14 protein-coding genes are annotated in these 15,920 nt (G+C 42.3%); 9 read left to right on the top strand and 5 right to left on the bottom strand.

Going from position 1 to position 15,920, the window contains the following annotated elements; all coding sequences use genetic code 11:
- The first annotated feature begins 131 nt into the window (after nt 1–131).
- The 3 genes from RTS10_RS05375 (at nt 132) to RTS10_RS05365 (ending at nt 2,713) form a co-directional block, all read left to right on the top strand.
- Nucleotides 132–770 carry a MarC family protein gene (locus RTS10_RS05375; protein WP_007117140.1) on the top strand — a complete coding sequence of 213 codons (639 nt, stop codon included), beginning with the start codon at nt 132–134 and terminating at the stop codon, nt 768–770.
- A 324-nt stretch (nt 771–1,094) separates the two neighbouring features.
- Nucleotides 1,095–1,400, top strand: a complete 306-nt coding sequence (locus RTS10_RS05370; protein WP_083102070.1) for a hypothetical protein — start codon at nt 1,095–1,097, stop codon at nt 1,398–1,400.
- Nucleotides 1,401–1,555: 155 nt separating this feature from the next.
- The gene (locus RTS10_RS05365) at nt 1,556–2,713 is read left to right on the top strand and encodes a 5-(carboxyamino)imidazole ribonucleotide synthase (protein ID WP_312539567.1); all 1,158 of its coding nucleotides are present in this window, start codon (nt 1,556–1,558) and stop codon (nt 2,711–2,713) included.
- 25 nt (nt 2,714–2,738) lie between these two features.
- Here the strand turns inward: RTS10_RS05365 and RTS10_RS05360 are convergent, their stop codons facing one another.
- The 4 genes from RTS10_RS05360 to RTS10_RS05345 form a co-directional block, all read right to left on the bottom strand.
- Entirely contained in the window at nt 2,739–3,374 is a 636-nt protein-coding gene (locus RTS10_RS05360; RefSeq protein WP_203172350.1) for a hypothetical protein, read from the bottom strand.
- A gap of 35 nt (nt 3,375–3,409) precedes the next feature.
- Nucleotides 3,410–5,095, bottom strand: a complete 1,686-nt coding sequence (locus RTS10_RS05355) for a VWA domain-containing protein (RefSeq protein WP_203172349.1) — start codon at nt 5,093–5,095, stop codon at nt 3,410–3,412.
- Between the two features lie 86 nt (nt 5,096–5,181).
- The gene (locus RTS10_RS05350) at nt 5,182–6,414 is read right to left on the bottom strand and encodes a toxic anion resistance protein (RefSeq protein ID WP_312539524.1); all 1,233 of its coding nucleotides are present in this window, start codon (nt 6,412–6,414) and stop codon (nt 5,182–5,184) included.
- Between the two features lie 78 nt (nt 6,415–6,492).
- A complete protein-coding gene (locus RTS10_RS05345) occupies nt 6,493–7,671 on the bottom strand; it encodes a hypothetical protein (protein ID WP_312539523.1) in 1,179 nt (392 codons plus the stop codon).
- 188 nt (nt 7,672–7,859) lie between these two features.
- On the opposite strand from RTS10_RS05345, the gene RTS10_RS05340 reads away from it, so the two are divergent.
- Complete coding sequence (locus tag RTS10_RS05340) at nt 7,860–8,147, top strand: hypothetical protein (protein ID WP_312523381.1); 288 nt, start codon at nt 7,860–7,862, stop codon at nt 8,145–8,147.
- A 139-nt stretch (nt 8,148–8,286) separates the two neighbouring features.
- On the opposite strand, the gene efp is transcribed toward RTS10_RS05340, so the two are convergent.
- Nucleotides 8,287–8,859, bottom strand: coding sequence for an elongation factor P (gene efp, locus RTS10_RS05335; RefSeq protein WP_007117135.1), 573 nt, complete (start codon nt 8,857–8,859; stop codon nt 8,287–8,289).
- Between the two features lie 155 nt (nt 8,860–9,014).
- Between efp and epmB the strand changes: the two genes are divergently transcribed.
- The 5 genes from epmB to RTS10_RS05310 all read left to right on the top strand — a co-directional run bounded on the left by epmB (nt 9,015) and on the right by RTS10_RS05310 (nt 15,846).
- Nucleotides 9,015–10,016: an EF-P beta-lysylation protein EpmB gene (epmB, locus tag RTS10_RS05330; RefSeq protein ID WP_312539522.1), complete on the top strand. Its 1,002-nt coding sequence runs from the start codon at nt 9,015–9,017 to the stop codon at nt 10,014–10,016.
- A gap of 143 nt (nt 10,017–10,159) precedes the next feature.
- Nucleotides 10,160–11,926, top strand: coding sequence for a hypothetical protein (locus tag RTS10_RS05325; RefSeq protein ID WP_312539521.1), 1,767 nt, complete (start codon nt 10,160–10,162; stop codon nt 11,924–11,926).
- A gap of 203 nt (nt 11,927–12,129) precedes the next feature.
- The gene (locus RTS10_RS05320) at nt 12,130–14,319 is read left to right on the top strand and encodes a GGDEF/EAL domain-containing response regulator (protein ID WP_312539520.1); all 2,190 of its coding nucleotides are present in this window, start codon (nt 12,130–12,132) and stop codon (nt 14,317–14,319) included.
- A 42-nt stretch (nt 14,320–14,361) separates the two neighbouring features.
- The gene (locus RTS10_RS05315) at nt 14,362–14,802 is read left to right on the top strand and encodes a c-type cytochrome (protein ID WP_312539519.1); all 441 of its coding nucleotides are present in this window, start codon (nt 14,362–14,364) and stop codon (nt 14,800–14,802) included.
- 90 nt (nt 14,803–14,892) lie between these two features.
- Nucleotides 14,893–15,846, top strand: coding sequence for an AAA family ATPase (locus tag RTS10_RS05310; RefSeq protein ID WP_312539566.1), 954 nt, complete (start codon nt 14,893–14,895; stop codon nt 15,844–15,846).
- The last annotated feature ends 74 nt before the right edge of the window (nt 15,847–15,920 follow it).

Below are 15,920 nucleotides of genomic sequence, written 5' to 3'. Positions count from 1 at the left end.
TGATGTAGGCTTGGTATGCGTACTGGTAGCGCTAAGCGGATTAACGCCGTAACCTGGCTTACTTAAATTTATGCTACCATAACTGTTTTGTCATATTCACCCAACTTCACCCAACAAGTTAGTCAATACTCATGGAATCTCAAGTCTTAAAAATATTTTTGGCACTGGTGGTACTGGTCAATCCATTTGCCGCGTTATCGTTATTTATTGATATCACCAAAGACGCCAATCGACAACAAACTCGCAAAGTTGCACTGATTTCAGCCATTACCGTGTTTGTGACCATCGCGATATTTTCGTTGGCAGGCGAGCCTATCTTAAAGGTGCTGGGGATTTCGCTTGGGTCATTTCGTATCGCAGGCGGTATCTTGGTATTGATTATTGCTATTGGCATGATGAATGGCGCTGGCAATGTTGCCAAACCGCATGTCGGTAAATCCGGGGATTTAAATGGCGTGGCGTTTCAAGGGGCGGCATCTGCCGTGGTGCCATTGACGATTCCGATGGTGATTGGTCCTGGTGGGATTTCTACCGTGATTATTTATGCCGCGAGCGGGCATAGTTATTTTAATATGCTAGCGATTATCACCGCAGGTTTGATTATCAGTATTATTACTTATCTAAGCTTCATGGCCGCGGGGCAGGTAAGTCGTTTTTTAGGTGATACCGGGCTTAACGTGCTCAATCGTATCATGGGGATGCTACTGGCGGCCGTTGCGGTAGAGATTTTTGTTGGCGGCTTAAAAAGCGTATTCCCGCAGTTGTTGTAAGTTCAATGTTTCAAGCTGCATGGTTCGCTAAATAATTTATCACAGCAACCCTTAAGCATTATGCATTGTAGTCGCTGTGTTAATATCACAAATTATGCTTGATTTTTACCGTTAAAGCCGCCATTTTAATAATCATGCAATATGCCAAACCCTGTTAATAAGCTGTCAACAAGCTTTTAAAAAGATGCAAGCGTTAAACCATGCTACGTTGATTAAAGTGATATCACAGGGTGACTAACAGGTTAATTCTCCTAGTTCATAAGATAGTTACTAAGGTAGTAACCAAAGTAGTCACTGGGGCGGATAAAAGATTGAGGAGCGACGATGCAAAAAGATACAAAATCAGATTACCAAAGCCTACTGCAAGCGGCAAAGGATGCCAAAGCAGAAGCGATGATGCTAGAGTTTGTTGAGCAAGATGACGGCAAGATGGTACTACGTACTTCTAATGATGAGTCAGAAGACTTGGTAAGTATTGAATTTTCTGACAAAGTGAAAGAACTGTTGGGCGATGATACCCAGTTGATTGGTCAAAGCATGATTCATGCTGCCATTCAAACCTTAATGCAAAAGCAGCTTTCGCAGTGGCATGCCAATGTGTATGATGAAGAACCCGTGCATTACAGTTAACGTGTAAAGCCTATTCATTGATTTGTTGAACCCATAAGACTAAAGACTTATGGGTTTTTTTGTGCTTGGATTTTTTATTTGTGGGCAAATCCTTTATAATTAGCCATAATTTTTCTTCTGTGTTTCACTTATCAAAAAGAGCCGCCACCATGCCTATGCAAACCGCCAATTTTTATACCATCAATCATTCCAATTATCCTGTCAAAACCATTGGGATTTTAGGTGGCGGACAGCTAGGTATGATGTTGGCGCAAGCGGCGTTGCCACTCGGTATCCGCTGCGTGTTTTTGGAGGATAGTGCTAATTGCCCGGCACGCTTACTGGGCAAAGTGTTTAGTAGCGAGCAATTTGAAGATTTTGCCCAAAGCTGCGATATTTTTACCTTAGAATTTGAAAACACCCCGCTCAAACCTGCCCAGTTTTTGGAATCGACCAAAACCTTGTACCCGTCGTCATTTGCGCTATCAGTGGCACAAGATCGGTTAAATGAAAAAAACTTGTTTAACCAATTAGATATCGCCACCGTGCCTTTTATGGCAGTGCATAATAAAGCCGATATCCAAGCCGCCGCCGACAAATTGGGATTGCCTTTGGTACTCAAAACCACACGTGGGGGCTATGATGGCAAAGGGCAGTTTGTGGTCAAATCCGCTGACCAAATTGACACCGCGTGGGCAGAACTTGGTGACGCGACCAAAACAGCGCCGCTCATTGCCGAAGGCTTTATTCACTTTGAGCGCGAAGTATCTATCATTGCCGTGCGCGCCCAAAATGGTGAAATCCGCTATTATCCGCTCGTGCAAAATGAGCATAGTAATGGTATTTTAGCCAAATCAACCGCACCAGCACCGAAAGTCGAGCAATTGACCGAACAAGCCCAAAGTAATATCAAAAAATTGCTCGAACATTTAAACTATGTGGGCGTGTTGACGTTAGAATTATTTGTGACTTCTGAAGGCGGGGCTGAAAAATTGCTTGCCAATGAAATCGCACCCCGCGTGCACAACTCAGGGCACTGGAGTATTGAAGGCGCGGTAACCAGTCAATTTGAAAATCACATGCGTGCGGTGGCGGGGTTGCCATTGGGAGACACAGCCATTGTCAAACCCTCTGTCATGCTGAATGTCATCGGAGAGTACCCAAAACTGGACGAAGTCCTAGCCATCGCTGGCGTGCACGTGCACAATTATGATAAAGAAGAGCGCGAAGGTCGAAAAATCGCTCATATCACTGTCATGCCGAGCGATAGCAGTCAGCTCGAAGCGGCGGTTGCAAAAGTCATCGCTTGTCTGCCTTGTGAAGTTACTCTTTAAACGACAACTTGATAAATTCCAATTGCTAACCCAAAAAATTGGGCTGTTGCAGGCGGTTTTCCAAAAATCGCTGATTGACTAATAAAGCTTGTGCGTCCTCATTGTAGATACTGTGTACCACCTGTTGCATACTATTATCAATCAAGGCGAGTTGTTCATTGAGTAGCATTTTAGGTGTTTTACCATCCTGAACGACATGCATAGAGGCATAGACGGATGGTAATTTTAAGTAGTTTTCAAGGGTGGTAGGCAGATAATCGAATACTGTCTTTTTGATAGTAAATAAATCTTGATTGGCAAAGCGACCCGCGACCAATTGTGGCAATACCGACATGATTGAACTTTGAATATTTTGCAAATGCGTATAGGAATCTGGCGAGATTCGGTTTTTGACTTTATGCATTAAGCGGTTTAATTCATCGGTAATTTGCTCGGCAGTTAAGGTCTGCTGAAAGTGCAACATGTCATCTTTTTTGCGGATTAGAAAACCGAATAACCACCCTAGCGGATAAGCCAATATGACCGCTACTAAAAATACCATTGTCGAGCTGATATCATTGGTCGTCAAAGCCAGCCAAACATAGCTTATTAGCGCAATCAACAAAAAAGCTAAGCCAAATATATTGGGTAATCCATAAAAAAATAACCAAAAACGTTGCATAGCGGTTTCGTTTTCCTTGTGATTTTGTCTAAGTTTTATTGATAACCACGGATTTGCTTGAATACATTGGCTAAATTCTCTTTTCGTCCATCGAATACTTTACCAGCCGTCAAATCGGCAATTTTTTGCATTTCGGTCGGATCGGCATCGCCAAATAGCACAGTAAAAGTTTTGACATTCTTGGCATTGGCAGGTAGTGTGTTGTAAAACTTTTCAAATGCTTCAAAATTTTCACCGTTGGTATTTTGGCCATCGGTCATAAGGACAATAGTATCGTAGTACGGTTGGGCAATGGCAGCATTGGATTGTCGCGCGACAATTTCTTGATAGCCTTTGTGTAGTGAACTATAAATCGCTGTACCACCACCTGCAGTAAGGTCTTTCACAAATTGGCGTACTGGTTCACGGGCTTTGGCATCTTTACCGATGGTATATTGCTTTTCTGCCTCTGGTGTACTATTAAATGGAATAAAAGTGACTTGCTCACGTTCAGAGAATTTGGCAAAATCGCCCATTGTAGTACCATCGCCATCGGTTAATGTCATCAATGCTTTTTTTAGCTGCTCCATGCCATTCCCAGACATCGAGCCTGAAGTATCAATGATAAAAATCGGACGAGCGGGCAAGCGTAACTCATTCATATATGAGCCAAGAATGCTGTTAATTACCGTCTTGGCATTTGGGAAAGGTAACTCAACCATCATCGCTTGATTAAAACTTGAATCAAGTTTGACGCTACTATTGACTGGACGGCGAAAGGTTTGTTGCATTAATTTGGTTTGAAATTCTGCTGTTTTAAGATACGAAACAACTTTGTCATACGCGGCTTGTTTGCTGGTATTTAATAACATAAGCGGATAGTCAGCGGTGATGATTCCCTCTTTAGGATATAGCAAAACTAAAGGCTCTTTGAGCTTGCTGCTTTTGTTCAATTGCATCAATACGGATTCGTAATTGATCATGCCGTCCAGGTTGTTGGTAGTATCCAAATTTTTGACGAAGGCATCCGCAAGCCAGCCAGAACTACCAGCAGTCAAGGTTTGACCTTTAAAAAATTGCTTTAGCTTAGGTTGTGCTTTGGCAATATCAGCTTCAGTTGGCGCATCGGATGTCCCAGCAAAAGCAGAAACCACACCCATGAGTGCAGTAAAACCCGAATTGCTAGATGCGGGGTTGGTCATAGCATATTTAAGTTCACCATTGTTGGCTTTCTGCGCAATAGTTTGCCAAGTGATATCTGTTTTGGCGGTCTTGCCATCAGCACTAACCAAATCTAACTGCTGGGCTTTGCTTTGTTTGACACCCATAATCACGGGCGACAGCATAATCGGAGTTTGGGTGATGATTTGTTTGCCATTGATAAGGCTGAGATATTTACCATGTGAAAACCAAGCCCCATCGGCTTTTTTACCTTGTGCGATGGCTTCGGCACCATCAATTGTGCCAGTATAGTCAAGTTTGATAGATATGCCAGTTTTGGCTTTGATATCATCCAAAAAAGGCTCAATATCTTTGAGTTCTGAACCTGCCAAGATATATAGCGAATCAGGGTTATTGATGGCTTGTTCACTGGTAATGTTGACAGTTGCAGGTGCCTCATCTTTTGCGGTGCTGTTACCAGATTTGCTACAAGCAGAAAGGCTAATGATCGCAGCGAAGCCAACACCAAGTGCTAGATAAGTGTTGAAATACTTTGATGGTTTATTATAGTAGTAAGTCATCAAATATCCTTTTGTGATAAAAAGGGGCATTTTTGAGATAAGGTGAAATCACAAACATCCCTGTTTTTGCCAGTCATATTGATTGGCTAGATTTTAACCTCACCCAATTTTTTATCGTCAATTTGCAAGTTGTTTGCAACATCAATCACCGTTTGGCGATTGGCGCGGTCAAGATAAGTTTGGGCTTTATCGACTTCTTGGGTTAGTACGTTGACTGTTTGTTGCATATTACCCAATGCTTTGACTTTGAAGTCGTCAATCGCGTCCATAGTTTCATAGATATTGTTAAAGGCTTTTTGCAGTTTTTCCATATCTACTGAGCTACTACTGGCTTGCTCGTGTACCTGTGCGGTTTGGCGTTTTAATAGCACTGAGGTTGATTCAATCAAACTACTTGTGGTCGAATTTAACGCATTGATTTGGTCAAGTACCAGTTTTTGACTACTCAGCGCTTGTGACACCATCACCGCAGTACGCAGCGCAGCAACCGTTGTCGTCGTGGCACGGTCAACACCTTTGATAAGCTCTAAGTTGTTTTTGCGAATCATATCAAGCGCCAAATACCCTTGGATATTCACCGCCAGTTGGGTCAAAAAATCCATATTTTTTTGGCGGACATAAAACAGCAATTCTTCTTTGACCACGCGTGCTTTTTCAGGGTCGGTGGCTTCAAGCTCACCGATTTTGTGCTCAAGGCGTTCGTCAATTTTTTGACCGACATAAATATATTGACGGAGCGACTGCATGATTGCCCACATATTGACCTTTTCTTGCTCAATGCTGGCATTGTCTTTCATCAGTTCGTCTTTGCCGTGATATAGGCTTTCGATGATGGCATTGATATGGGTCTGCGAAGATTGGTATTTGCGAAAATAATCTTGTACGGATTTGCCCATTGGGATAATGCCCAAAAATTTGCGTGGACTTGACAGCGAACCTTGTCGGGCTGGATCTAGGTCTTCGACCACGCTGCGTAGCTCAGTCAAGGATTTGGCAATCGGGGAGTTGTCAAATAAGGCTTTGTCCATGCTTTTGGCGGGACGATCTAGCATTCGATTGGAAATTTGTGCTGAGGCTCGAATTTCGGCACTACCTAATTGGTGAATAGAATTAACTTTTTCATCAAATACTGGCGTGTTGACAGGAGTTTGAAGCACATTCATGACAAAGTCATTGACCTTTGCATCAAGCTCTGGAACTTTGGTTTGGTCGAGTTTTACCATTTGGTCGGCTTCGTCTTGTGGTACGACTGCGACTGGCTTTGGCGGTTCTAGAGTAATGACGGGTGTGGTGGTTTCTGGTGGGGTTAATTCTTGCATATACTATCCTTTATTTTTTTATTATTGCTTTTATATTTTAGCTGACCGATCTAACGCTAAGTTGAACGCTGTTTTTGATTACTTCATCTGTTGTTCGATTTGAGTAATCATTTTTTCTAGCACTTCAAAGGTCGGTGGATCGATCACTTCGTCTAAATGTGTTGGTACATAGGTAATTTTATGCTGGTTGATAGAGTTTTGAAATTTGTTTAACATTTTTGGGTCGTTGCTACGAAAACCATATTTGATGGCGATTTTTTGCAGTTCTGGGTCGGTAGTTAAAGCATTGCCTAATTTGCTACCGTTGCTATTTAGCGATAATAAAATATGTTGTGCATAAATGGTTGGCTCAGGGTAGAGCAGTACCATGTCGGGACGAATTCCACCCGTTTCAACTTGCGATAAAAACTGCGCTTCATAAATCATTACCATTGGTGAATCTCCCATGCCTTTGAGCAAATAATCTTCAAATGGAGTAGCTGATGAGCCTGCCATGTAGCCTTGCCCAATAAATAGCGGTGCGACTTGAGGTAGTATTTGGGTAATTTCAGCATCGTTGGTGACGGTGGATTTATTGTTAGCGATATAGCTTGCCAAACTCAGATACATGGCGGCAGAGTTGGATGATTTGATATCGGTTGACTTGATAAGTACCTTTCGCCCAACTTTGAAACTAGTATTGTTGGGTAAATCTTGCCAACGAGTCTGCTGATTCATCAATGTCAGCAATTTGGCCATGTCGATGATGTTGTAATGATTATCAACTTTTCTGACGATCGCATTTTGCTCCAGTACTTTTACTACAGGCTGCCAGCTTGCGACAGCCATAGGGGTAAAGAATACTCGATAGCTATTTTGGATTTTAAAGTCTTTTTTGATTTTGTCGGCAGCAGGTTGTCCAGAGGGAAATACAAAGTCGTATTGACTTGCATTGCCTTTTTGACCGCCTTGGGTGGCGATACTGCGCGAACCCGCAGTTTGGATATCGACGTGTAGTCGATATTTGTTTTCTAAGATTTTTTTGACATCGGGGTCATTAAAAAAGGTTTCTTTTTCAGAACCAATGAGTCCAGACACTGTTTGGATAGCGGCAGCTTTATCTTGTTCGGCTTGCGCAACTTGGTCAGCTTGTTGCTTTTTACTAAATAATGAAGTGGTAGCTAGCAATGCCCCAACAATCGCTAGACTGACTAAGAAAAACAGAATGAGAGCAACTTTTTTATCCAAATGCGTACCTGCTAGAATTGTGTTAGCCAAACCAAATGTGCAAATAGTTTAGATGATTTTATTAATATATTTTTATGAATTTTTCTAAAGTTGATTTTAAACTTATTTGCGTCTGACGAATTGTTAAATTTTTACTTAATTTCATTGTATTGATGATACATGAAGGTTTTATTACAAAAAGCAAAGTTATAAAAAGGAGTTTGAAAAGATTTGCAATCATGGCTTGTAATTTTATATATGAACAATTATCTCAAGACAGATTGACCTATGGCTTTGAAGAAGCCAATGTTACCAATTACACATATTTAGATAGTTATTTGGCTAATCAATATGGTGTAATCACCGCAAGCATTAAAAAATACAATGTAGGTTTGAATAATGAATGGCAAGTGGTTGAATGCAATACCACAAATAGTGACAGTAAGGACTATGCGGTCTTATATAAAGGTAAAGTCTATGAAAATGCTGGTAAAAATGAACTGGTTGAAAATAAAATACCGCTGTGACTAAAAGTGAAGTGGATTGTGAGCCACTAAATACATCTGTAGCAAACCATAGGGAACAACAGCTAATCACCGCTTATAAATAAGCGTTTTAGAAATAAAAAACCCGCCAATATAGCGGGTTTTTTGATGTATTCAAAAATTATTGCACACGTGATAGATATTCACCAGTGCGGGTATCGACTTTGATTTTTTCGCCTTGTTGGACAAATAATGGTACACGTACTACCGCGCCTGTTTCAAGAGTTGCAGGTTTACCGCCGCCACCTGATGTATCGCCTTTTAGACCTGGGTCAGTTTCGGTAATCACTAACTCAACAAAGTTTGGCGCAGCAACGCTTAAAGGCACGCCATTGAATAGGGTAATGGTACATTCTTCGTTGCTATTTTCTTTTAACCATTTCGCCGCATCGCCCATCGCGTTTTTGTCGGCTTGTAGCTGCTCAAAGCTTTCTGGGTGCATAAAGTGCCAGAATTCACCATCGTTGTATAGGTAGTTCATTTCAGTATCAACAACGTCAGCGCCTTCAAGACTATCGCCAGATTTAAAGGTGTTTTCTAATACTTTACCCGTTTTTAGGTTACGCATTTTGACGCGGTTGAATGCTTGACCTTTACCTGGTTTAACATATTCATTTTCTAAAATTGCAAATGGATTGCCTTCATGCATGACTTTTAAGCCAGCTTTAAATTCATTGGTTGAGTAAGTTGCCATAAAATTTCCTAATAAGGTGTTGCGACTAAAAAATAACCGAGGTAAATCAAATCTTTGTATAATAGCCAATTTGCTAAAAACGCGCTGCCTACGGGGTAACCCTATCAGCGACAGGCGTTATCAGCAAGCGGCATTGACAATTGGATAAACAGTATATGATAAACTATTTGGCGACACAAAAAAACTGGCAAAATGCGTTTTCTGATACCATCACGAGCTTTGCTGAATTGGCGCAAGCGTTAGATTTGCCGATAGATAGTTTTGACAGTCAGGTCGGTCAATTTCCCCTAAAAGTGCCACGTCGCTTTGTGCAAAAAATGGTGAAAGGCGATATTAATGACCCTCTGCTTAAGCAAGTGTTGCCGACGTTTCAAGAAACGGTACAAGTCACCGGCTTTGTCACCGACCCACTCGATGAACAACACGCCAATCCCGTCAAAGGCATCATCCATAAATATGCATCACGGGTGCTGATTCCTGTCACCGGGGCTTGCGTGGTCAATTGCCGCTATTGTTTTCGCCAGCACTTTGACTACCACGAAAATCTACCAACCCAAAACGATTGGCAAGCCATTAGTGCCTACATCACAGCGCACCCCGCGGTCAATGAAGTGATTTTAAGCGGCGGCGACCCATTATCACTGAGCAACCGTCGTTTATTGGAGATTTTCACCACCCTTGAAGCACTACCCCAAGTGCAGACCATTCGTATCCATACCCGTGTACCTGTGATGATTCCTGAGCGCTTAGATGAGCCGTTACTTGCGCGATTTGCCAACAGCCGCTGTCACATCGTTATGGTCATTCATGCCAATCACCCCAATGAAATTGACCAAGAAACACAAATATTTCTGGGTAAGGCAAAAAAAGCGGGTGTTACGTTACTTAACCAAACTGTGCTACTCAAGTCGATTAATGACGATGCGAATACGCTTGCAAGCTTGAACGAAAAATTATGGCAAGCGGGCGTCTTACCTTATTATTTGCATGTGCTTGATAAAGTTGCCGGGGCGAGCCATTTTTATATTTCAGATGAGCAAGCAGTCTCTCTGTACTGGGAATTACTCGCCAAATGTGCTGGCTACTTGGTGCCAAAGTTAGTACGAGAATTACCTAATAAGCCATTTAAGACACCCATTGATTTGTATGACCACTAAAATTTGTTGAAAAACAACAACTAAATAACAGTTTATCTGTTAAATAGTACAATTATCTTAAAATATCTAGATAAAATTTGGTTTTTATGTTATTTATTGTTGTTAAATAAGTCGAAAAATGTTGTGCATTTGGGTGCAAAAAAATGGTTACGGATCTCACACTAGACGATTTCTTACAGCGCATAAACGATACACCGACCAGTCCTATTGAACTTAAAGTGACGCAGAGTTCATTGCAGGATACGACCGATTGGCAGATGCACTTTAATCGTATGTCGGCGTGTGAGATGTATGACGAATATAAATTCGTGATCAACCAGTTGATGTTTGCCGATATTGACGACGTTAAACGCTTTGCCTTGTTTGAGGAGGTTCATAAAGCAGTCAGCGTATTACTCGGCAAATTACGGGTGAATTACCAAACCCAGCCAGGGATTTTGGATGAAGAAAAACAGCAAGGCTTAGATACCGTATTATCGGTGCATTATCTAAGCATCATGTTTTATCATGTCATCTGGCAGCGTGCGGCGGCTCGCCCTGAAGTGGCTGATAAAAAAGGCATCACTGGCTTATTTCGCCAAAAACCTCAATCCCTTACCCCCACCCAAGTCATTCAGCGCTGCCTATATAGTATCATGCTATTACTGCGCCAATCGCTGTTTGAAAAACACATCGGCTATCGTAAAGATACACAGGTGATTTGGCAATATCTGAATGCCTGCTATCGATTTGCGGTTACCAATGACTGGCAATCTATCACCCTGCCAGTCAAACTGCATTCTGCCAATGAATATAGCAAACAGGGCGCACCGCTATCGATTGAGGCTATTTATTTTCACTGCTTGATGGTGGCGGTCACCAATCCGTATGCTTGTCGGCGTGCCGATATTTTAGCCATTCAAAAAGTAAGTACCCAGTTGATGCAAGAGCTCATTATCAGTAAAGATTTGGTTGAAAAACCTTACCTGTATATTGATTTAGAAGGTAAACAGCCGCCCAAACTGCTGGCAGTCGATGATTTATTCAATCCTTTTGCAGCAACCAGTAATTGCCTGTTTGTGATGTTTAGTCGGTTATTTAAACGCTTGCATCAAACCATTACCCAAGGTCAAATCAGCACTGATGCTGAGATAAAAAATAGCGCGCGTCAGGCCAAATTGATATTGAATAATCTGCAAGATGGGTTAAAACCAGCGGCAGAGTATTATCATAGCCATGCAAAATGTGAAGTCGTGCTCGGCTTTAATAATATCCACTACATGCTTGCCAATAAAACCAGTTTGGGCAATCTTATTCAGGCCAATGAGCTGCCTGAGCGGTTAAAACCCAAAACTCAAAATACTGAGTATCTTAAAAAATATACCGTTGTCGCGCTGAACAGAGAAAATCCCCAATCTATGTGTCTGTCGTATGTGTTTAGCTACCACAATCAGCTCGTTGACCAATATCCGAGCATCAGCCGTGGCGATAACTATCACCCGCTGAGTCAATTGCAAGTCAATTCCTTAATTGCGATGCGAAAGGTTAATGGTTCAAAAACTTGGCAGCTCGGCTATATTAAAGACAACCGTCAGGGTTTTATCGATACGCCCGCTGGGCAACCAACCAACAAGACCTACTTGGAAATTGAGGCACAAGTGCACGTGCATTGTCAAAATGCGATTCCCTGTGGCGTGCGCTTTCAAAATGCCGGTAGCCGTCAGCCACATTTTGTTGCGGCATTTATAATTCCAACCGCCCCAAACAACGCTGCTAGCCAGCCCCGTTTACTGATGGCGCGCTTTGGCTACCAAGTGGCAGACAAGCTAGTGATACGTATTGATAACAAAGAAATTAACGTGCGTTTAACTGAGCTACTTAATATGACTGATGATGTCGAGGAATACGCTTTTGTGAGAATTCAGTTTTAATCGCTAAAAAATGGCAACAAAAGTTGCCAAAATAAATCTAACCCATTAAAAATAAAAGATTTTCATCGCTTTATAGCCGTTTTGATTGATTAATCATATAATAAGAAATTGAATCTAATATTATAAATAATTTATCAAAAAATTCGCTTATAATAGCTCGCTTAGTGCTCTATAAACCAAGCGTTTAATGGGATAGTGAATCGATGCAAAAACAAAAACAACTCAACCTGTTAATCATTGATGATAACCAGCTGTATGCCGAACATTTGGTTGGATTACTAGAAAAACATTATTATAGACAGGTTAATTTAGGATTTTTGGATGCCAAAGACGAGCTGATAAAGTTATTGCGCCAGTCTTGGGACATTATTTTGATGGGGAATGCGTATGATTTATCGTTTAAAGACGTCAAAGAGATTTTAAAAGCCCACGATGCTCACATCCCCGTCATCGCTTTGTTGCCTGATGACGCGACTGATTACCCAGAGGCATTAACTGCCAATGAGCAAGCCCAGACCCAGCTTGTTAGCGGCCCTGATAAAACCCATAAGTTATTACCTTTATATACCTATTGGGGTGCAGCGGATGCTTTGCGCAAAAATAAGTTACTGCGCATGGCCATTCGTATCTGCCGTGAACACGAGCATCATAAACTCGTCCGCGAGCTTGAGCGCCTAAAAATGGTATTGAGCGATGCCGAACAGCGTGCCAATATTCTTATCAAAAACTCCAAGAGTGCAGTGGCTTATATTGAAGATGGTTTACATATTTATGCCAATGAGCCCTATCTTGAAATGTTTGGGTTTAAAACGCTCGATGAATTGATGGGGATACCCGTTGTTGACTTGATTGCGCGCAACAATATCCAAGATTTTAAAACGTTTTTAAAAGACTTTGAAAAAGGCAACCGTAAAAACGTCGAATTTAAATTTGAAAGTGTGAGAAAAGATAATACCACCTTCGCGGCTAAGCTGCAGTTAGCGGCTGCTACCTATGATAGTCAGCCGTGTCTACAAGTCATTATCCAGCCCAACGAACAAGCCAATAGCGCTGAGCTTGCCAAAAAACTTGAGGTAATGGAACGCATTGACTCAATCACAGGGCTATTTAATCGTCATGGTTTTGAAAGACTGTTTAACCGACTGCGTGACGTGATTGTTGAAAAAAACCTATCTGTGGGTTTGATGGCGTTACGCGTCGATAATATTGGTAAAATTCATGCCAGTGTGGGGATTGAAGGGATTGATGGGGTGGTGGTTGCCGTTGCCAATATTCTTGAGCAACATCTCACTGAGATTGTTGGGGTAGAGCGGGTGAAAAATGGCTATTTGAGCCGTTTTAATGATAGCATGTTTATGCTAATTATCCCTAATATGCGACAACAGGATTTGACAGCGTTAGGACAAAAATTGGTTGCCGATATCAATAGCACCATTATTGAAATTGGTCATCGTACGGTTAAGACCACAGTAACCATTGGTGCAACCTTAGTCAACGCCAGTGCACCTGATACCAATACTATTATTAACCGTGTCATCCAAGCCGTCGGCATGGCAACCAAAGCCAATAAAGACAGCAACGACGATAAAGATTTATTCTATCTATATGACCCAAGTAGTTTTGCCAGCAGTGATGACAGTGCGCTGTACGAATCGTTACGTGATGCGCTAGAACACAGCAAATTTAAATTATTATATCAGCCGATTTATGACGTTGAAAACGATGTCAGTAACATGTTTGAGGTGTTTTTACGCCTGCCGCTCGCAGATGGTAGCTTAATGGCACCTGATAAATTTTTAGAAGTGGCGACCCGGCATCAGTTAATGGATAAAATCGACCGTTGGGTGTTAATTCAAGCCTGTAAAGATTTAAAACGTTACCGTCATGAGGTCGATGCCAGTGCCCGATTATTAGTGCATTTAAGCCCGATATCACTAGCCGATGCCACCTTACCAAGCTTTATGAGTCGATTGATGCAAGCATTAGGTACCAGCGAGCGCGGGGTATTGACGTTACAGTTTAATGAAACCATGGTAATTGATTATCTGGCAGTGGCAGCCAAACAAAGTAATGCGCTTAACCAAATGGGTTGTCACCTAGGTATCTATAATTTTGGCTCGGCGGTCAACGCCATGGAAGTATTGGAATTTGTCAAACCACAACTGGTACGACTCGATCGCAGCTATATCAAAGATTTGAGCAACAATGACAATGTCAATACCGTGGCAACGGTGGTGCGCGAAATCACTGAACGCGGCTCCAGTTGTTTGATGCCCTTTATTGAAGACCCTGCCGCCATGTCAGCGGCGTGGACAGTCGGTGCGCGTTATTTGCAAGGGGCCTATTTGCAAAAAGCCAGTGACACCATGCACATCGAGAATGAAACCAGCTAAATCCAAGCGCTGAATTTATAAGATAAAAACGAGTTAGCCAACATGCAGCAAACAATCATTCATAAAACCAAACCATTGGCTATGCTAGGATGGGGTCTTTGTATCGTCATTGCGACAGGTTGTCAACATCAGCCACCCGCCGAGCGCCCAGCAGTTACCTTGCCCGTTTATAGCCAAGGGGACGCCGATAACGGTAAAAAGCAATACGAAGAAGTCTGCCTCAAATGCCACAAGCTGCAGCCAGGAAATAACGAGAAAGGCCCGCAATTACTGCGTATTTATGGGGCAAAATCCGCCTTATTAACCGATTATCAATATACAGACGCACTAAAAAACAGCAATATGACGTGGACAGCGGAAAATTTGGATAAATATATCGCCGATCCAAAACAAACTATCGCAGGAACGCGTATGCGTTCTGACCCGATTGCTGATGCCAAAGTCCGCCAAGACATTATTGCCTATATTTCGACGCTTCGTTAAATCGCTTTGTGGCTATGCCTTTAAGCGATATTTTTAGTTAACATGATTGATAAACAACATTTAAACCTTTAAAGGATAGACCACACTGTGATGGGTAACTTAGACAATCAGCCGTTACAACAACGATTGCAAGCCATGTTGGTGAGTATTAATGAGATCGTGTTGGATAAACCTGCCGTGGTGAAGCTGGCGGTCGCTTGCTTGTTGGCCAATGGTCATTTACTGCTTCAAGATTTACCAGGAATGGGTAAAACCACGCTGGCGCACGCAATTGCCAACCATCTGGGGTTATCGTTTAATCGCGTGCAATTTACCAGCGATATGCTACCTGCCGATATTTTAGGAATTTCGCTGTATAAAACCGATACTGGCACATTTGAATTTAAGACAGGGCCGATATTTTGCCAGCTGTTACTTGCCGATGAAATTAATCGCTCAAGCCCAAAAACCCAATCTGCGCTGTTAGAGGCGATGGAAGAGCGGCAAGTGTCGCAAGATGGGGTAACGCGAAAACTCCCTGAACCTTTTTTTGTGATTGCCACCCAAAACCCGACGCAGCAATCGGGTGTGTTTATTTTGCCTGAGTCACAGCTGGATCGGTTTTTGATGTGTTTATCGCTGGGTTATCCCTCGGTTAATGCAGAGCGAGAGTTGCTACTGGGTAAAGATAGACGTCAAATGCTGAGCCAAATTACCCCGATGTTAGATACCCAGTCATTGCAGCAGGCACAAGCGCAAGCCAAAGAGGTATATATCGCAGATGTTGTGATTGACTACTTGCAGCGATTGGTAGCAAAAACGCGTGAAAGCCGAGACTATCATGGCCTATCTACCCGTGGTGTGTTGGCGCTCAAGCAAGCGGCACAGGCCTTCGCTTATTTGGGTGGCTACCATGAAGTGACGCCAGAAGATATCCAAGCAGTATTTGCTGCCGTCGTTGATCACCGCTTGGGGCAAGCTTTTATCCCATTTAATCATTTGGGCGGTGAGCCGCCGCAATCGATTGCCACCCAGTTATTACGCCAAGTACCGGTACTGGTGTAAACCATGAGGTATAACGTGTTTTAGCGTTAACAACTTTCTTATTGCTGTATTTTTATCATCCGATTAAATTATCC

The organism is Moraxella sp. CTOTU47616, assembly GCF_032017465.1.
In the GTDB taxonomy this organism is placed as follows: Bacteria; Pseudomonadota; Gammaproteobacteria; order Pseudomonadales; family Moraxellaceae; genus Faucicola; species Faucicola tetraodonis.
This window is presented reverse-complemented; position numbering and strand designations above follow the sequence as displayed.